Origin of the sequence: Kyrpidia spormannii, assembly GCF_002804065.1 — a bacterium.
GTDB lineage: Bacteria > Bacillota > Bacilli > Kyrpidiales > Kyrpidiaceae > Kyrpidia > Kyrpidia spormannii.
The window spans coordinates 1,670,756-1,688,823 of record NZ_CP024955.1 but is presented as its reverse complement, the minus strand read 5'-3'; the positions used below and the strand labels follow the sequence as shown (position 1 = coordinate 1,688,823).

17 protein-coding genes are annotated in these 18,068 nt (G+C 58.4%); all 17 read left to right on the top strand.

Features of this window, described 5'->3' with window-relative positions; genetic code table 11:
* Window positions 1–44: 44 nt before the first annotated feature.
* The 17 genes from dpsA to CVV65_RS08530 all read left to right on the top strand — a co-directional run bounded on the left by dpsA (window position 45) and on the right by CVV65_RS08530 (window position 17,880).
* Window positions 45–923, top strand: a complete 879-nt coding sequence (gene dpsA / locus CVV65_RS08610) for a dipicolinate synthase subunit DpsA (protein ID WP_100667775.1) — start codon at window positions 45–47, stop codon at window positions 921–923.
* Window positions 923–1,534, top strand: coding sequence for a dipicolinate synthase subunit B (locus CVV65_RS08605; RefSeq protein WP_100667774.1), 612 nt, complete (start codon window positions 923–925; stop codon window positions 1,532–1,534). The genes dpsA and CVV65_RS08605 overlap by 1 nt, the downstream gene beginning before the upstream one ends.
* A 15-nt stretch (window positions 1,535–1,549) precedes the next feature.
* Window positions 1,550–2,590 carry an aspartate-semialdehyde dehydrogenase gene (locus CVV65_RS08600; protein WP_100667773.1) on the top strand — a complete coding sequence of 347 codons (1,041 nt, stop codon included), beginning with the start codon at window positions 1,550–1,552 and terminating at the stop codon, window positions 2,588–2,590.
* Window positions 2,590–3,813, top strand: coding sequence for an aspartate kinase (dapG, locus tag CVV65_RS08595; RefSeq protein ID WP_100667772.1), 1,224 nt, complete (start codon window positions 2,590–2,592; stop codon window positions 3,811–3,813). Before CVV65_RS08600 ends, dapG begins: the two co-directional genes overlap by 1 nt.
* A 17-nt stretch (window positions 3,814–3,830) precedes the next feature.
* Window positions 3,831–4,724, top strand: a complete 894-nt coding sequence (gene dapA / locus CVV65_RS08590; protein ID WP_198592197.1) for a 4-hydroxy-tetrahydrodipicolinate synthase — start codon at window positions 3,831–3,833, stop codon at window positions 4,722–4,724.
* A 198-nt stretch (window positions 4,725–4,922) separates the two neighbouring features.
* The gene (locus CVV65_RS08585; protein ID WP_013075568.1) at window positions 4,923–6,590 is read left to right on the top strand and encodes a ribonuclease J; all 1,668 of its coding nucleotides are present in this window, start codon (window positions 4,923–4,925) and stop codon (window positions 6,588–6,590) included.
* Between the two features lie 193 nt (window positions 6,591–6,783).
* Window positions 6,784–8,238 carry a 4-hydroxyphenylacetate 3-monooxygenase, oxygenase component gene (hpaB, locus tag CVV65_RS08580; RefSeq protein WP_100667771.1) on the top strand — a complete coding sequence of 485 codons (1,455 nt, stop codon included), beginning with the start codon at window positions 6,784–6,786 and terminating at the stop codon, window positions 8,236–8,238.
* Between the two features lie 17 nt (window positions 8,239–8,255).
* Window positions 8,256–9,251, top strand: a complete 996-nt coding sequence (gene hpaD / locus CVV65_RS08575) for a 3,4-dihydroxyphenylacetate 2,3-dioxygenase (RefSeq protein ID WP_100667770.1) — start codon at window positions 8,256–8,258, stop codon at window positions 9,249–9,251.
* A 54-nt stretch (window positions 9,252–9,305) separates the two neighbouring features.
* Window positions 9,306–9,974: a GntR family transcriptional regulator gene (locus CVV65_RS08570; RefSeq protein WP_100667769.1), complete on the top strand. Its 669-nt coding sequence runs from the start codon at window positions 9,306–9,308 to the stop codon at window positions 9,972–9,974.
* A 3-nt stretch (window positions 9,975–9,977) separates the two neighbouring features.
* Complete coding sequence (hpaI, locus tag CVV65_RS08565; RefSeq protein WP_100667768.1) at window positions 9,978–10,895, top strand: 2,4-dihydroxyhept-2-ene-1,7-dioic acid aldolase; 918 nt, start codon at window positions 9,978–9,980, stop codon at window positions 10,893–10,895.
* Entirely contained in the window at window positions 10,892–11,659 is a 768-nt protein-coding gene (locus tag CVV65_RS08560) for a fumarylacetoacetate hydrolase family protein (protein ID WP_100667767.1), read from the top strand. The genes hpaI and CVV65_RS08560 overlap by 4 nt, the downstream gene beginning before the upstream one ends.
* Entirely contained in the window at window positions 11,656–13,137 is a 1,482-nt protein-coding gene (gene hpaE / locus CVV65_RS08555; protein ID WP_100667766.1) for a 5-carboxymethyl-2-hydroxymuconate semialdehyde dehydrogenase, read from the top strand. The genes CVV65_RS08560 and hpaE overlap by 4 nt, the downstream gene beginning before the upstream one ends.
* Window positions 13,138–13,203: 66 nt before the next feature.
* On the top strand, window positions 13,204–14,403 hold the full coding sequence (locus tag CVV65_RS08550) for an ABC transporter substrate-binding protein (RefSeq protein WP_100667765.1): 1,200 nt from the start codon (window positions 13,204–13,206) through the stop codon (window positions 14,401–14,403).
* Between the two features lie 25 nt (window positions 14,404–14,428).
* Window positions 14,429–15,304 (top strand): branched-chain amino acid ABC transporter permease, encoded by an 876-nt coding sequence (locus tag CVV65_RS08545; RefSeq protein ID WP_100667764.1) that lies wholly within the window; start codon window positions 14,429–14,431, stop codon window positions 15,302–15,304.
* A gap of 12 nt (window positions 15,305–15,316) precedes the next feature.
* Window positions 15,317–16,354, top strand: coding sequence for a branched-chain amino acid ABC transporter permease (locus CVV65_RS08540; protein ID WP_100667763.1), 1,038 nt, complete (start codon window positions 15,317–15,319; stop codon window positions 16,352–16,354).
* A gap of 2 nt (window positions 16,355–16,356) precedes the next feature.
* A complete protein-coding gene (locus CVV65_RS08535; RefSeq protein ID WP_100667762.1) occupies window positions 16,357–17,127 on the top strand; it encodes an ABC transporter ATP-binding protein in 771 nt (256 codons plus the stop codon).
* Window positions 17,128–17,880, top strand: a complete 753-nt coding sequence (locus tag CVV65_RS08530) for an ABC transporter ATP-binding protein (RefSeq protein ID WP_100667761.1) — start codon at window positions 17,128–17,130, stop codon at window positions 17,878–17,880.
* The last annotated feature ends 188 nt before the right edge of the window (window positions 17,881–18,068 follow it).

Genomic DNA, 18,068 nt, shown 5'->3' with positions numbered 1-18,068 from the left:
TTCTGCGCCGATCGCGTAAAATGTGGTGAAAGGAGTCTGCCCGGATGTTGACGGGAAAGAAAGTTGCCTTTGTCGGCGGCGACGCCCGTATCCTTGAGGTGATCCGGCACCTCATCGAACTGGATGCCGGGGCTGTACTGATGGGGTTCGACCGATTGGAAACAGAGATTCCCGGTGCGGAGAAGGTGGGCCTCACCGTCGAAACATTGGCGGATGTGGACGCATTGGTGTTGCCCCTGGCCGGTCTCGACGAGGAGGGGTATGCGGACTCTGCGTACAGCGCGGGGCGGATTCGCCTCCAGGATGAACACTTTTCGGTGCTGCCGAGTTATTGCCAAGTGTTTTCCGGCATCGCGGGTCCTTACCTCGAACAGATCTGCCGACGACACGGACTTCGCTTGGTGAAGTTGATGGATCTGGACGAGGTGGCGATTCTGAACTCCATTCCCACGGCGGAAGGCGCCATACAGATGGCCATGGAGAACACCGACATCACCATTCACGGGTCCCGATCCATGGTTTTGGGATTCGGCCGGTGCGGAATAACCCTGGCCAGGACCTTGGCGGCCATGGGCGCAAAAGTGAAGGCGGGGGCGCGCAAACCGGCTGACCTCGCCCGCATCCGGGAGATGGGGTTGACGGCCTTTCCGATGAAAGATCTGGGGGACCAGGTCGGAGACACCGAGATCATTTTCAACACGATCCCGGCTCCGGTCCTGACAGCTGACATTCTTGCCCGGGTGCCCCGGAACTGCCTGATCATTGACATTGCCTCGAAACCCGGGGGCACTGACTTTCGTTATGCCCAGCGTCGAGGCATTCGAGCCCTGCTCGCGCCGAGCCTTCCCGGCATCGTCGCCCCAAAGACGGCCGGCCAGATCTTAGCGGGAACGCTGTCCCGGTACATCTGGGAATCCGGCTGATGGGGGTATCGAGCTTGGAACTCGAAGGGAAAACGGTCGGCTTTGCCATCACCGGCTCCCACTGCACGTATGATGCCGTCTTTCCGGAGCTTGTTCATTTTGTGGAGAAAGGGTGCCGAGTGGTCCCGATTGTTTCTGGCACCGTGTCTTCTACAGACACTCGATTCTGGGAGGCGTCGTCTTGGCTGGCTAAGATCGAGGAGACAACGGGAACGAAAGTGATTGATCGCATTGTGGACGCGGAGCCCCTCGGACCTTCCAAAGCCCTGGACGTTCTGGTGATCGCCCCGTGTACGGGAAACACGTTAAGCCGCCTGGCCAATGCCATCACCGATTCCCCGGTACTCATGGCGGCGAAGGCCACATTGCGCAATGATCGGCCCGTGGTGGTGGCGGTCTCGACGAACGATGGATTGGGGTTGAACATGGTCAACCTGGCCCGGTTGATGGCGACGAAAAACATCTTTTTTGTTCCCTTTGGGCAGGACGATCCCGATCGGAAGATGAATTCGCTGGTGGCGAGAATGGACTTGCTGGTTCCCACCGTGGAGGCGGCCTTGGAAAAGCGGCAATTACAGCCTGTACTCATAGAACGATTTCGTTATCATTAAAGGAGTTGTCGAAAGATGACCGAGGAACTCACCGTGGCCGTCGTCGGCGCAACCGGCGCCGTAGGGCGGAAGATGATCGAAACGCTGGAAGCCCGACGTTTCCCCGTTAAAACCCTGGTGCCCATGGCCTCATCGCGATCGGCGGGAAAGTCGGTGACGTTTCGAGGAGAGAACGTGACCGTCGTGGAAGCCCAGCCCGAGGCCTTCAAAGGGGTGGATATCGCTTTGTTCAGCGCTGGGGCCAAAACGAGTCGCGCCTTGTCTCCCGAGGCGGCCCGGCGGGGAGCCGTCGTCATCGACAACTCCAGTGCTTTTCGCATGGATCCCGAAGTTCCCCTCGTGGTACCCGAAGTGAACGGCCGGGCGGCCCTTGGGCACCATGGGATCATCGCCAATCCAAACTGCTCCACAATCCAGATGGTGGTGGCCCTTAAACCCATTTACGACCGCTTTGGAATCGAACGAATCATCGTTTCCACGTACCAAGCGGTGTCCGGGGCCGGAGCCCGGGCAGTGGAGGAATTGATGACGTTAACCCGGTTGCAGCTATCCGGCGAGAAGCGCCCGGCGGAGATTCTCCCGGTGTCGAGCCTGCCCGTGCACCACTCCATCGCTTTCAACGTCCTTCCCCAGATCGACGTGTTCGAGGACAATGGCTTTACCAAAGAAGAGATGAAGATGGTCAATGAAACCCGTAAAATCTTGGATGACCCCGAGATCCTCGTCACCCCAACTTGTGTGCGGGTTCCGGTTGTAACCGGTCACTCTGAAGCCGTCTACGTGGAGACCAAGGAGCCCTTCGAGCTCGAAGATGTCTACGGGGTTTTGGAGCATGCACCGGGGGTCGTGGTGCTCGATGACCCCGCTTCTCAAAAATACCCGATGCCCGCCGACACCGAGGGGCGGCCCGAAGTGTTTGTGGGGCGCATTCGCAAAGATCTCGGGCATCCCCGGGGCCTGAATCTTTGGGTGGTATCCGATAACCTGCTCAAGGGAGCTGCGTACAACGCCGTGCAGATCGCCGAACTTCTCGTGGAACAGGGAGGTCTGCGTTGATGCGGATCCTGGTCCAGAAGTTCGGCGGCACCTCCCTGGCCGGCGATGAGCCGAGACAATGGGCGGTGCATCACGTCGAGAAGGCCCTCGCCCAAGAGTTCAGGGTGGTGGTGGTGGTATCGGCCATGGGGCGACAAGGGGCTCCTTACGCGACGGATACGTTGCTCGGACTCATTCCCCCCGGGGCGAGTACGCCCCGGGAAATGGACCTCCTGCTTTCTTGCGGGGAGATTATTTCCGCGGTGAGTTTTGCGGCTCTCCTCAGGACTCATAAGATTCGGGCCACTGCCTTGACCGGGGGCCAGGCTGGAATTGTCACCGAAAGTGAATTTGGTGCAGCTCCGATCCTAGAAGTAAAGCCGGGCCGAATTCTTCGGGAATTAGAACAGGGAAACGTCGTGGTGGTGGCCGGCTTTCAGGGGCGAACCGCTGATGGGGAAATCACCACTCTGGGCCGGGGGGGCAGCGATACCACCGCCGCGGCCCTCGGGGTGGCTTTGGATGCTGAACGCGTGGATATTTTTACGGATGTGGAGGGGATCATGACGGCAGACCCGCGCATCGTTCGGGATGCCCGGCGACTCCCCCAGGCCACGTACACCGAGATTTGTAACCTCGCCTATCAAGGGGCAAAAGTGATTCATCCCCGGGCCGTGGAGATTGCGATGAGGAAGAATATCCCAGTGCGCGTCCGGGCGACCATGAGCGATGACGAGGGGACCCTGGTTACCAATGTTGAAGACGACGGAAGGCTGGAGGGGCGAGACCCCGGCGACCGATTGGTGACCGGCATCACACAAACTTCCCGGATCGTGCAGATTAAGATTGCCCAGCCCTCCGGGGCGCCTCCGGTTCATCGCGCCGTGTTTCAGGCGATGGCTGACGCCGGCATCAGTGTGGATTTCATTAACGTCGGACCGGGGGGGGTGGCGTTCACCGTTTCCGAGGCGGAGGCGGGGCGAGCGGAACAGATTCTTCGGCACCTGGGTGTCGAGCCGGAGATCGTTCCGGGCTGTGCCAAGGTTTCGGTGGTGGGGGCGGGCATCGCCGGGGTTCCGGGCGTGATGGCCCGTGTCGTCGGAGCTCTGGCTGAAGAGGGCGTTGAGATCTTACAGTCGGCGGATAGCCACACCACGATCTGGTGCCTGGTGCGGGAGGAAGACATGAATCGGGCGGTCTGCGCGCTGCACCGCCGGTTTGGCCTGGACGGCATCCTGCGGTGAAGCAACACGATGAACGGATGGGGGAAGAAAAAGTGGATTTTGGTCGCTTATTGACGGCGATGGCGACGCCGTTTACTGATGATGGGCAGTTGGATCTCCCAGCGGTGGACCGGTTGGTGGACCGCTTAATTGAGACCGGGACGACGGGAATTGTTGTGGCGGGGACGACGGGGGAATCGCCGACCTTGTCCCACGAGGAAAAGTTACAGCTCTTTGAACGGGTCCTCGGCCGGGCAAAGGGCAGGGCGGCGGTGATCGCCGGGACCGGCAGCAATGACACCCGGGCGACGGTGGCGTTGACCCGGGAGGCGGAGGCCCTCGGAGTCGATGGCATCATGTTGGTGTGCCCGTATTATAACAAGCCTTCCCAGGAGGGGCTGTATCAGCATTTTCGGGCGGCGGCCGAAGCCACCCACCTTCCGGTGATGGTGTACAACGTCCCGGGCCGCACCGGGGTCAACTTGTCCGCGGCAACGACCCTGCGCCTTGCGGAAGTGGACAACATTGTATGCGTGAAAGAAGCCGGCGGTGACCTGGGGCAGATCGCGGAGATTGTGGAACGGGCACCGGAAGGGTTTCGGCTCTACAGTGGGGATGACAAGCTGTTTCTTCCCACCCTGGCCGTGGGGGGATACGGTGTCGTCAGCGTGGCTTCCCACTTGGTCGGGCGGGAGATGACCCAGATGATTCAAGCGTTTCTCTCAGGACAGGTCGCCGAAGCGGCATCTTGGCACCGGCGGCTGTTGCCGCTGTTTGAAGGGCTTTTTTGGACGTCGAGCCCCGTGTTGTTAAAAACGGGGTTGGCGATGGTCGGATACCCGGTGGGGCCGGTGCGTTTGCCGCTGGTGGAGGCACCCCAGAAGATGGTAGAAGATTTCCGCCGGATTCTCGAGGAACTGAGGTTAGTCTAAGATCCTGCGGGATTTTCGTAATGCGCTGCATTCCATGAAAGCATCCAAATAGCCGGGGGGAACCCCGGTTCGTCGTTCAGGGAGAGAGAAGGGTTGTAGCCGGCCCCTCGGTCATGTATAATGGTCGTGACGGTCTTGGTGCGGCTTTTTTGCGTTTCGTGCTACGCGAAGGAGCGGGAATTATTCGGAGGTGCAGGATTGAGCAAGTCCAATCACAAACTGTCGATCATTCCCCTGGGAGGTCTTGGTGAGATCGGGAAAAACATGACGGCCTACCAGTATGGGAATGATATTGTGGTGGTGGACGCGGGTTTGAAGTTCCCCGAGGAGGACATGCTGGGGATCGACGTGGTCATCCCGGATGTCACGTATCTGGTGGAGAACAAGAACCGGGTGCGGGGAATCGTTTTGACCCACGGTCACGAAGACCACATCGGGGGGTTGCCGTACGTTTTAAAGCATATTAACGTACCCGTGTACGGGACCCGTCTGACTTTGGGCTTGGTGGAGGCGAAACTTCGGGAGCACAACCTTTTGGATGTCACGAAGCTCGTGACGGTCACCAACCGGAGTCAGATCAAACTCGGACAGTTCTTAGTCTCTTTTTTTCACACGAACCACAGCATCCCGGATACTGTGGGGATCGCGCTGGAGTGTCCGGAAGGAATCTGTGTACACACCGGGGATTTTAAGTTCGATTTTACGCCGGTGGACGGGCGAATGGCGGATTATCACAAGTTGGCAGAACTCGGCGAGCGAGGAGTGCTCTGCCTGCTGTCCGACAGTACTAACGCCGAGCGGCCGGGTTACACGATGTCCGAACGGGTGGTCGGCCAGACCATTGATGACGTATTCCGGCAAGCGGAGAAAAGAATCATTTTAGCGACTTTTGCGTCGAATATTCACCGCATCCAGCAGGTGATCGACGCCGCCGAACGGTATGGTCGCAAAGTCAGCGTGGTCGGGCGGAGTATGGTCAACAATATCAATATCGCTGTAGAACTCGGGTATCTGCGGGTGAACAAGGGAACCATGGTCGACCCGGACGACATCGCAAAACTTCCCGCTCACAAGGTCGTCATTCTGTCGACGGGCAGCCAAGGTGAACCCATGTCCGCGCTCACGCGCATGGCCAGGGCCACGCATCGAAAAGTGGAGATCGTCCCCGGGGATACGGTGATTGTGGCGGCTTCCCCGATTCCGGGGAACGAGAAAGACATCGCCCGCACCATCGACCAGCTGTTTCGTATTGGCGCCAACGTCATTTATCAACAGGTCTCGGGGGTGCACGTATCTGGCCACGGCAGCCAGGAGGAATTGAAACTGATGTTGAACCTGGTGCGGCCTAAGTATTTTATTCCTGTACACGGCGAGTTTCGCATGTTGAAGATTCATTCGGAGCTCGCCCAGGCCACCGGGGTGCCCGAGGACCGGATTTTCATTCTGGATAACGGAGATGTGATGGAATTCCAGGGGGGCGAGGCGCGCCAGGCCGGAAAGGTCACCGCCGGGGCCGTCCTGATCGACGGGCTCGGCGTCGGGGACGTGGGCAATATTGTGCTCCGGGATCGGAAACTGCTCAGTCAGGACGGCATCCTGGTGGTGGTGGTGACGATGTCCAAGCAGGATGGAACCATCCTGTCGGGCCCGGACATTATTTCGAGAGGGTTTGTGTATGTGCGGGAGTCCGAAGCACTCCTGGAAGAGGCCAACCGGATCGTGACGGTGACTTTGAAGAAATTGGTCGCCGAGAATGTCAGCGAGTGGTCGTCGATCAAAACGGGTGTCCGGGATGCTTTGGGCCGCTTTTTATACGAGCAGACCCGACGCCGACCGATGATCCTCCCCATCATCATGGAAGTGTGAAAGGCATACGGATGCTAAGTGAAGCAAAAGACCCCGGGTTTCCCCGGGGCTTTTTTTTATAAGTCCACGCCAACTGGATTTGTCGGTTTTCCTCCACTCCTCTATAGGAACGGGAAAAATAAGATTTGACAAGATATATGATTTCGTATATCATTCGATACGAAGCCAGGTTATCAAAAAGGGGAGTGGAACGATGGGGATCCGAACAGGGCAACAGTACTTGGACGATTTGGATCGGAACCCGCGGGAGATCTGGATCGACGGGGAAAAGATCACTGAAGGGATCACCAAGCACCCGGCGTTTCGGAACATCGCCAGAAGTGTCGCGCATTTGTATGATATGCAGAATGATCCGGCCTTGATCGATGAGATGACGTACATCTCCCCGAAAAGCGGAGAGCGGGTGGGCATGTCGTTTCTCCAACCGAAGACGGTGGAGGATCTGATCAAACGGCGCACGATGATGAAACATTGGGCGGACTATTCCGGAGGCATGATGGGGCGGTCCCCGGATTACCTCAACAGCGACCTCATGGCTTTGGCCGCCGCGTCAGACTTTTTCGCCGAAAACGATCCGCGGTTTGGGGAAAATATCCGGGCTTATTACGAGTATGTCCGGGAGAATGATCTGTGCACGACTCATACGTTGATTCACCCCCAGGTGAACCGGGCAGCGGGGGCCGCCGGCCAGCCGGATCCCTACGTGGCCGCCCGGGTAGTGGACAAAACGAAAGACGGGATCATTGTCCGGGGGGCGCGGATGCTGGCTACCCTGCCCTTGGCGGATGAACTTTTGGTCTTCCCATCCACAGTGGTGCGATCCACCGAGGAAGACCGGCCCTACGCTTACGCTTTTGCGGTACCTCTCAGCACGCCGGGGCTGCGGTTCCTGTGCCGGGAAACCTTCGATTACGGAAAACCGGCTTTTGACCATCCCCTTGGAGCCCGTTTCGAAGAAATGGATGCCGTCGTGGTTTTCGACGATGTGTTGGTGCCCTGGGACCGCGTGTTCCTGTTGGACAGCCCGGAGCTTGCAAACCGGATGTACATGGAGACCAACGCCGTGGTCCACATGACGTACCAGGTGATGGTGAAAGACATCGCCAAAGCCGAATTTATCCTCGGCGTCGCCAGCCTGATGACCGACATGATCGGAATCGGACAATTCCAACACGTTCAAGAGAAACTTGCGAAGATCATCATGACCGTGGAGGCCATGAAAGCCTTCCAGAGGGCGAGCGAAGTGGACGCCTCGGTCGATCGCTGGGGGATTATGACTCCGGATTTCAAGCCGCTGAACGCAGCGCGCAATCTCTTCCCCCGGATCTACCCGAAACTGGTCGAGATTCTGCAGTTGCTGGGAGCCGGGGGTCTGATGGCCATTCCCACCGAAGCGGACATGAACAGTCCCATTCGCCCGGATATCGATCACTATTACCAGGGCCGCAACGCCAATGCCGACGAGCGGATTCGTTTGTTCCGGCTCGCTTGGGACATCGCCGTCAGCACCTTTGGAGGCCGGCAGGTGTTGTATGAACGGTTTTTCTTCGGCGACCCGGTTCGCATGGCCGGCGCATTGTACCAGTGGTATGACCACGAAGACATCAAAAAGCGGGTGAGGCAGTTTTTGTATCGCAATGACGACTGACGGGAGGAGTGAACACCGTGAGGGATTTTGAAATCCTGCGAACCGCCCATGTGGAGTACCGCGTGACCGATCTCGACCGCGCCCGGGCCTTTTATGTCGAAACCCTCGGGTTTGTGGAGACGGCTTCGGATGAACGGCGGATGTATTTGCGGGGATATGAGGACCGATTTCATCATTCCCTCGTGTTGACGAAATCCCCATCCCCCGGAGTGTCACACGTGGCTTTTCGGGTTCGCTCGGACGACGAGGTGAGGGCGGCGGCGACCTTTATGGAAGGCCAAGGGCTGACTGTGCGCTGGATGGAGGATGGGGAGGAACAAGGCCAGGGGTTGGCCTTTCGGGTCCAGGATCCCTTTGGATTTCCCGTTGAGTTTTTCGCCGGAATGGAAGAGGTGGAGTGGTACCTCCAGCGCTTCGATTTGCACCGGGGCGCCAATATCCTGCGCATCGATCATGTCAACTTTTTCACTCCAGAAGTTCAGCGGGCCTACGATTGGTACACCGGGGAACTTGGGTTTCAGTGTTCTGAATATACGGTGACCGATGATGACCCGCCCAGGCTGTGGGGAAGCTGGTTGAGGCGCAAGGCGACCTCTCACGATCTGGCGATCTCCATGGGCACGGGACCTCAGATCCATCACGCCTCTTTTGTCGTGGACGGTCGGGAGCACATCCTCCGCATTGCCGATGTTCTCGCTGCAAAAGGGTATTACACAAACATCGAGCGAGGACCGGGTCGGCATGGAACCACCAATGCGTTTTTCCTATATCTCCGGGACCCAGATGGGAATCGCATTGAGCTGTTCACCGGGGATTATTTGATCGCCGATCCGGATTGGCGTCCAGTGCAGTGGAAGATTAGCGATCCCATGCGGCAGACATTCTGGGGAGCGGCGGCCCCGAGGCGATGGTTCAATGAGGCCATGGCGGTGGAATCGGTGCTTACCGGAGAGTTGTTGCCCGTGACGGCTCCGGAGACGATGGTTCTTCCGCCGCAGATCGCGCATGATTGAATCGACGTGATTTTTCATTGACGATCCTATATTTTATCCTATATAATTTGAGATATGAAACAGGGACTTGAAACGGGCGTCAACAAGCAAGAAGTGGCCTATCAGACAATTCGGCAGCGGATTTTGGAAGGGCGGTACGGCCCGGGGCATCGCTTCATCATCGACGAGTTGTCCAGGGAACTCGGAGTGAGCCAGACCCCCGTCCGGGAGGCAATCCGGCGGTTGGAGGCGGAGGGCTTGGTGCAGTACCAACGGTACAGCGGGGTGCGGGTGGCGCCGATCAATCCCGAAGCCTACGTGGAGACGTTGTCCGTACTCGCCGTACTGGAAGGATACGCCGCGTCGGCGGCAAGCCCCCATCTGACCAAAGAAGATCTAGGGCAACTTCAGGAGATGCTCTTGGAGATGGAAAGGGCCTTGGCGGGAATGGATTTTATGGAATTTGGCCGGCTGAACCGGGAATTTCACTGGGTGACCGTTCAGAGGTGCGGGAATGCCTGTCTGCTGGACAACATTCGCAATTTGAGAGCCAAGGTGGACGCCGTGCGCCGCAATATTTTCATGGTGATTCCCGGGCGAGGTGAGGAGTCTTTGGCGGAGCACCGCCGAATCTATGAGCTTCTCGCGGCGCAGGCGGCCCCCGAAGAGATCGAAACCTTTGTGCGCCGGCACAAACTGCGGACTGTGGAAGCCTTTCAGATCTGGCAAAGGGAAGGAGGTTGACCCATGTCCACGGACATCGACAGACTCAAGGGGTCGATCGTCCCTTTGGTTACGCCCTTTGATGAGGAAGGTCGCTTTGACGAGAAAACCTTTCAGAGGCTCATCGACTTTCAGATCGAATCCGGAAGTCACGGAATCTCTTGTACCGGAACCACCGGTGAACCCAGTTCTCTATCCCTGGAGGAGCGGGAATACGTGATCGAGACGGCTATTCGTCACGCGGGAGGCCGGGTGCCGGTGGTTCCCGGGACGGGAACGAACAATTACGAAGAAACCCTGAGACTCACCCGGCACGCCCAGCGACTGGGCGCCGATGCCGCTTTGGTCATCGTTCCGTACTATAACCGCCCGAGCCAGGAGGGACTGTATCGGTATTTTCGGGCGTTGGCGGACGAGGTCGATATTCCCGTCATCATCTACAACATTCCGGGCCGGACGGCGGCCAACATGGAGCCCGGTACCGTGGCCCGGCTCCGGCGAGAGAGCAAGAACATTATCGGGATCAAGGAATCGAACAAGAATTTTGAGCAAGTGAGTTGGGTGCTTCATTTGAGTGGCCGAGACTTTCTCGTCTACTCGGGGATCGAAACCCTGTGTTACCCCATGTTGTGTCTGGGGGGAGCGGGTCACGTCAGTGCTACGGCGAATCTTCTCCCTGGTGAGGTTGCGCGGCTATACGATCTCACCGCCGCCGGGCGCTGGGAAGAAGCCCGGGATTTGCACTACCAGCTTCTCGAATTGAACGACGTCCTGTTCGTGGAAACCAATCCTGGGCCTCTCAAATATGCCATGGGGTTAGCGGGGATGATTCACCCGAGGCTACGGCCGCCTCTGTGTGAACCGTCGCCGGAGAACCAAGAAAAGATTCGCACCGTACTGGCCAAGTACGGCCTGTTGGCGAAGGAACGGAGTGAATCATGAAGCGAGCGAGATTCATAGCGGACGGCCGGATCCACGATGGAGAGTGGAAGGACGGCGCTTTATGGGATGAGGCGGGGCGGGATCACGACCCCGAAAGGGTGGTCTGGCTGCCCCCGGTCCAGCCGAGCAAGATTATTGGTCTCGCACTGAATTACGCGGACCATGCTGAGGAGCTTGGACTGGAGAAACCCCCGGAACCGGTGTTGTTCTTCAAACCTCCCACAAGTCTGACCGGGCACCGAACGCCGGTGGTGTATCCGAGTGGAGTGCGGTTTATGCACTACGAGGTAGAGTTGGGAGTGGTCATCGGACGTCCCGGCCGGAGAATCCCGGAATCTAGAGCCCTGGATTGGGTCGGTGGTTACACCGTGGTGAATGATGTCACGGTGCGGGATTTTATCCGGGATATGTACCGCCCGCCCATTCGGGCAAAGGGATGGGACACCTTTGGCCCGGTGGGACCGTTTCTCGTGGATCGAGAGGAGATTCCGGATCCGAACGATCTGGACCTGGCTGCCTACGTCAACGGGGAGCTGCGCCAGAGCGGCCACACATCCAAACTGATTTATTCTGTGCAGGAACTCATTGCTTACCTGAGTTCGTTCATGACGCTTCAGCCCGGGGACCTGATCCTCACCGGCACGCCCAAGGGGATCAGTCGGGTGGAGCCCGGAGACCGCATGAGATTGGAGATCCCGGGAGTTGGGACATTGGAGAATTGGGTTGTGGCGGAGGAGACTTTACAGAGGGGGGAGCAGCGGTGACCCAGGAGACGATTTTGCCGATTAAGCACTACATTGGAGGCGCGTTTACCGACGGCGTGTCAGGCCGCGTGTTCCCAACAGTCAATCCGGCTACCGGCGAGGTGATCACCGAAGTGGCCGAAGGGCTGGCCGAGGATGTGGACCGGGCGGTGGCTGCCGCCCGCCGGGCCTTCGATGAAGGCCCCTGGCCGCGGCTCAAGGCGGCGGAACGGGCCCGGTTTCTCCGGGCGATCGCCGAAGGGTTGCGCCGGCGCAGCGCCGAAATGGCATATCTGGAGTCTCTTGACACTGGAATCCCGATCCACCAGACGAAGGGGCAGATCGAGCGGGCGGCCCAGAACTTTGATTTTTTTGCGGAAATGGCCGTTCGCATCACCGGAGAGTCATACCCCTTGGACAATCGATTCCTGAACTATACCGTTCGCCGCCCGGTGGGGGTGGCCGGGCTCATTACGCCTTGGAACACGCCTTTGATGCTGGAGACCTGGAAGATCGCTCCGTGTCTGGCGTCGGGCAACACCTGCGTTCTCAAACCGGCGGAATGGTCGCCCTTGACGGCTTTTGCCCTGAGCCAGATCATCCACGAGACGGAGCTGCCCGCCGGCGTGTTCAACATGGTCAATGGGTTTGGAGAAACCGCGGGGGATGCCTTGGTGAAGCATCCTGGTGTTCAGCTTATCTCTTTTACCGGGGAAACGGTCACCGGCCAGTTGATCATGAAAAATGGTGCAGACACGCTGAAACGTTTTTCCATGGAACTCGGCGGCAAGTCCCCGGTGGTGGTCTTTGCGGACGCCGATTTTGACCGGGCAGTGGACGCGGCGATCTTCGGCCTGTTCTCCCTGAATGGAGAGCGGTGCACCGCTGGCTCCCGGGTGTTCGTCCAGCGGGATCTGTACGATCGCTTCGTGGACGCCCTGGCTTCCCGGGTGCGAAATCTTCGGGTGGGAGACCCCATGGACGACCGCACCGAAGTGGGGCCGCTGATTCACGCCGATCATTTGGAGCGGGTGATGGGGTATATCGCCCTGGGGCAGGAGGAAGGGGCGAAAATGTTGGTGGGAGGGGCCAGGCATCCGGGATTCCCCCGGGGGAATTATTTGCAGCCCACCTTGTTCGTGGATGTGAGAAACGATATGAGGATCGCCCAAGAAGAGATTTTTGGCCCCGTTATGACAGTGATCCCCTTCGATTCGGAAGACGAAGCCCTCCGGATGGCGAACGATGTGAAATACGGCCTTGCAGCTTACGTATGGACAAAGGATCTGGACCGGGCGAACCGGATGGCTCTGGGTCTGGAGGCGGGAATGGTGTGGGTCAATTCCCAGAATGTCCGAGATCTGCGCACTCCCTTTGGCGGGAGCAAACTTAGCGGGATCGGCCGGGAAGGTGGCCACTACAGTTTCGAGTTTTACACCGAGTTAAAAACGATTCATGTGGCGCTGTCTGACCATCCGATCCCGAAATTTGGTCAATAGGTCGGGGCGAAGCGGGGAGCTTCCCCCGCTTCGCCCACATCCTGCGATGGGTAGGGGGAGATCAATGTGATCAAAAAATTCCGTATGATTATTCCAACCCTTGCTTTGGCTTTGGGGTTGGCGGGTTGTGGAGGCAGCCCGGCGAGCTCCGGAGGCGGGCAGGGTGCTTCTCCAGGGGGAGGGGCGCCTTCGGATACGGTTAAGATCGGCGCCGAGCTCTCGGTCACAGGGCCGGCCTCTTCCTTGGGACGCCCAGAACGTGACACCCTCCAGATGGTGGTGGATGAAATCAATGCCTCTGGGGGCGTCGGAGGCAAGAAACTTCAACTGATCACCTACGATGACGAGAGTAACCCGACAAAGGCCGTTCTGAATCTGAAGAAACTTCTGGACCAAGACCACGTGTCGGCCGTGATCGGTGGCACCACGAGCGCCATCAGCCTGGGTTTGATTCCCACCATCGAGCAGGCTAAAGTCCCCTTTTTCTCCCTTGCCGCTGATCAGCGAATTGCGACGCCGGTCAAGCCCTGGGTGTTCAAGCTGCCCCAAGGGGACAATCTCGTGGTGGAACGGATCCTCGCTTATCTGAAGTCTCAAAACATCACCAAAGTAGGATGGCTGAGCTCCTCGGACGATTTTGGACAAGGGGGGAAGAACACTTTTGAAGCCCTGGCCCCGAAATTCGGGATCCAAGGGGTTGCCTTTGAAAGTTACGTTCCCACAGATAAAGACATGATCCCGCAGTTAACCCGGATCAAAAACGCGAACCCGCAAGCGGTGATTATCTACGGCATTCCGCCTGGGGCGTCCATTGCCACGAAAAATTTTGCCCAGCTTGGCTTTAAGGTACCGCTCATCCATAGTCATGGAATTGCCAACCAGGACTTCTTGACACAAACCGGGTCGGCTTCCAATGGCGTCGTGTTCCCGGCCTCCAAACTGTTGGTGGCGAATCAGTTGCCCGACACGGACAAGCAGAAAGCCGTTTTATTGAAGTATAAGGACGATTTTGAGAAGAAGTTTGGGTACCCGGCCAATGCGTTCGGAGGCCACGCCTGGGATGCCATCCACATTGTGGCCAAGGCCGTGGGTGCTGTAGGCGGAGATCATCAGAAAATTAGAGACTATGTCGAAAACAACACCAAGGATTTTGTCGGATGTACCGGTGTGTTCACTTTTAACCCCGCCGATCACAACGGGCTCACTAAAGAAGCGTTGGCTTTGATTAAAGTGGTGGACGGCAAGTGGACGCTGCTGCAGGAATAGAGGAGAGCGCGGGGAGGGGTGGCCGGTGAGCGGAGCGTCATTGTTGCAACTGTTTTTTTCGGGTTTGACCATCGGCTCGATTTACGCGTTGATCGCCGTCGGGTTTGTGGTGACCTTCAGCGTGACGGGCATCCTGAACCTCGCCCAAGGGGAATTCGCGGCCGTCGGGGCGCTCACGGCGGCCTCTCTCCACATGCACGGGGCGGCCTTGTGGGTGTCGGTGTTGGCCGGGACCGCTGCGGCGGTGCTCCTGGGCATCGTCATGGAACGAGCGGTGATCCGGCCGGCTCGGCGCATTGACCTGTTGTCGGTGGTGATCATCACCATCGGGGTGGATATTGTGTTTCGGGGCGCCGCCCTGATGATCTGGGGGGCCGATCCCCTGACCCTGGCTCCTTTTACCGATCGGCCGCCTTTACACCTGGGAGGGGCTACCCTCGATTGGCAGACCGTGTGGACTGTGGCGATCAGCGGTGTCTTCTTCGTCGCCCTGATCTGGTTCTTTCAAACGTACCAGGGAAAAGCGGTGCGGGCTGCAGTGATGAACCACACTGCCGCCAGGATCGTCGGCATTCGCCCGTCGCGCTTGTCCTTTTACGCCTTTGCCGTCTCCGCCGGGCTCGGGGGGCTGGCGGGCACCATCGTGGCCCCCATCACCGGCGCCACCTACGACATGGGACTCATGCTCGGGCTCAAGGCGTTTGTCGCGGCGGTTATCGGTGGACTTAACAATGCGCCGGCTGCTGTATTGGGAGGACTTGTAGTAGGACTACTGGAAGCCTTCACCGCCGGGCTTATTTCTTCCGATTACCGGGATGCGATTACATTTATCGTCCTGCTTCTCATGCTCTTTGTTCGGCCGTCGGGATTGTTCGGCCGAACCGCGGGAAAGCGCGTATAAGGAGGGCGTGCCATGATTCGCCGTGGGCCGCTTGCGCAACTGTATCCACCGTCCTGGCCGGCCATTGTCACGGTGGGGATCGTTTTGGCTGTCATTCCTTTTGTTTCCGGGCCATACGTCCTCAGCGTCCTCATTGCTGTCGGACTCTCCGCCATCGTCGCGGTGGGCCTGTCCCTGTTTATTGGCTATGCCGGGCAGATCTCCTTGGGGCACGCCGGATTCTACGGAATCGGGGCGTATACCTCGGCCATTCTCGCCCTTCGGGGAGTTGACGGCTGGGCGACCATTCTCATTGGCATGGCAATCACCGGAGGAGTGGCCTGGCTGGTGAGTCGCCCCACCCTGCGGTTGGAAGGACACTACTTGGCCATGGCCACCCTCGGCTTGGGAATGATCCTGAATATCATTATGATCCAGTGGACTTCTGTGACCGGAGGGCCGTCTGGACTGACCGGAATTCCCCCGCTGACTGTGGGATCCCTCGTCTTTGACGCGGACTGGAAGCTTTATTACTTAATCTGGGTAATGGCACTTCTCGTGATTTGGGGATTTCGAAATTTGGTGCACTCCCGGGTCGGGCGGGCTCTGAAAGCACTGGCGGAAAGTGAAGCGGCGGCTTCGAGCCTCGGGGTGCCGACGGCCCGTTTCAAAGAGATGGCCTTTATCCTCAGCGCCATGGTCGCTTCCCTGGCTGGCAGTCTGTATGCTTTTTATCTGTCCTTTGTCAGTCCTTCTACCTTTGATGCCATGGCCTCCATTGAGTTTTTGATCATGGCTATCGCCGGAGGCGTGCGCAGCGTCTGGGGGGCTCCCGTGGGGGCGGCGGTGGTGACGATTCTGAGTCAGGCGATGAAAAGTGTCGTCCCGGCGCTGTTTCCGTCGGCGGGCGGAGAGTACTCGATCCTTGTCTTTGGTGTGTTGCTCGTGGTTATTCTGTTGTTTCTTCCCCAAGGGATCGTGCCCGGTCTAGCACGGGGCGTGCTCACGATCCGGCACCGCTGGACTCGGCCCGGGGATTCGGGATCGGCGGCTCCAGGAGGGGAGGGGTAAGAATGGCCGAACCGTTGTTGGAGATTCGAAACCTGTCCAAGAGATTTGAGGGCGTCGTTGCCCTGGAAGATATCGGATTTATCGTCCAAAAAGGCCATATCTCCGCCGTGATCGGGCCAAACGGTGCCGGAAAAACAACGTTATTCAATCTTCTGACCGGCATGGTGAAGCCCGACCAAGGCGAAGTTCTTTTAGAAGGGCGGCGGATCGACCGGCTTCCAGCCCACGCCATTGCCCGGGCGGGGATTACCCGGACCTTTCAAAATATCGAGATCTTCCAAAACATGACGGTGGTGGAAAATGTGATGGCGGGCCGGCATTTGAGGACCACATCGGGCTGGCTGACCTCATTTTTCTCCTTGCCGGGCAGACTTCGCGATAACCGCCAAGCTTTCCATCGGGCCATGGAGTTACTGGAAACCTTTGAGCTTACAGACCGGGCCTTTCAACCTGCGGGGATTTTGCCTTATGGCCTGCAGCGCATGGTGGAAATCGCCCGGGCTTTGGCGGCGGAGCCGAAGCTTTTGCTTCTCGACGAGCCGATGGCGGGGCTCAATGCGGGCGAATCTCGAAAGTTGGCGGCCTTCATGCAAGAAATACGGCACACCGGCGTGACGATTCTCTTTATCGAGCACGACATGGAAATGGTCATGGAAACGGCTGACGATATCGTGGTGCTGGATCAGGGGAAGATGCTCGCCCAGGGACCGCCGGCCGCTGTGCAGCGAGATCCCCGGGTGATCGCAGCGTATTTGGGAGAAGAGGTGATCTAGGTGCTCCGGGTGGAGAATCTGCACACGTTTCGAGGCCGTATCCACGCACTCAAAGGAGTCGGGATTCATTTGAACGCCGGGGAGATTTTTGCCGTGGTCGGGCCAAATGGCGCTGGGAAGAGCACCCTATTGGGCACGATCGCCGGGCTTTACCGGTCATCCCAGGGCAGAGTTTGGTTTGAAGGCGCTGAAGTCACTGGAACAGCGCCGGAAGAGTTGGTACGTCGGGGTCTGGCCTTGGTTCCCGAACGCCGGCAGGTTTTCCAAGGGCTCAGTGTCCGGGATAACCTACTTCTTGGCGCTTATCACCGATATCGCCAGCAGCGACAGACTCTGGAAAGGGACACCGAGGACATCCTGACTCTCTTTCCTCGTCTGCGCCAGCGGATCGGCCAGGCGGCGGGGAGTTTAAGCGGCGGGGAACAGCAGATGCTCGCCGTGGGTCGGGCGCTGATGGCGAGACCCAAGCTGCTCATTCTCGACGAGCCCTCCCTGGGCCTTGCCCCCAAGATGATCGCGGAGTTGTTCGAAGCCTTTGTGGATATGCGGAAATCCCGGGGATTGACGATCCTGTTGGTGGAGCAAAACATCCGGGCCGCCCTGGGGATCGCCGATCGGGGACTGGTTCTTGAGCGCGGCCGGGTGAAAGTCGAGGGCTCGGTCTCCGAATTGAAAACTCACCCCCAGGTGGAGGCCGCGTATTTGGGGAGATATGCAGAAGCTTCCGCATCTCCCGGCGGGCCGGCGGGATGAGGCCGGGCCGCCTGGTTGCCACGGCCTTTTTTACGGGTCACCACCCCGGCGGCAGCTGCAAGATCCGTTTCATTTTTTAGCAATTTCAGCTGTGCCCGCCCCTTGTACGTTTGCGGGGTGGGCGTTATAATGAAATTGTGTTACTAAAAAATTGTATGTTTATTGCATTTTTGCTTGGCTATTTGCGT

Bases quoted from the DNA above. Each gene is read 5' to 3' on its own strand.
- CVV65_RS08570 (WP_100667769.1), top strand. From the start codon at position 9,306: ATGAAACAGGGACTTGAAACGGGCGTCAACAAGCAAGAAGTGGCCTAT.
- dapA (WP_198592197.1), top strand. From the start codon at position 3,831: ATGGGGGAAGAAAAAGTGGATTTTGGTCGCTTATTGACGGCGATGGCG.
- hpaI (WP_100667768.1), top strand. From the start codon at position 9,978: ATGTCCACGGACATCGACAGACTCAAGGGGTCGATCGTCCCTTTGGTT.
- hpaB (WP_100667771.1), top strand. From the start codon at position 6,784: ATGGGGATCCGAACAGGGCAACAGTACTTGGACGATTTGGATCGGAAC.
- dapG (WP_100667772.1), top strand. From the start codon at position 2,590: ATGCGGATCCTGGTCCAGAAGTTCGGCGGCACCTCCCTGGCCGGCGAT.
- CVV65_RS08560 (WP_100667767.1), top strand. From the start codon at position 10,892: ATGAAGCGAGCGAGATTCATAGCGGACGGCCGGATCCACGATGGAGAG.
- CVV65_RS08540 (WP_100667763.1), top strand. From the start codon at position 15,317: ATGATTCGCCGTGGGCCGCTTGCGCAACTGTATCCACCGTCCTGGCCG.
- CVV65_RS08600 (WP_100667773.1), top strand. From the start codon at position 1,550: ATGACCGAGGAACTCACCGTGGCCGTCGTCGGCGCAACCGGCGCCGTA.
- CVV65_RS08535 (WP_100667762.1), top strand. From the start codon at position 16,357: ATGGCCGAACCGTTGTTGGAGATTCGAAACCTGTCCAAGAGATTTGAG.
- CVV65_RS08605 (WP_100667774.1), top strand. From the start codon at position 923: ATGGGGGTATCGAGCTTGGAACTCGAAGGGAAAACGGTCGGCTTTGCC.
- dpsA (WP_100667775.1), top strand. From the start codon at position 45: ATGTTGACGGGAAAGAAAGTTGCCTTTGTCGGCGGCGACGCCCGTATC.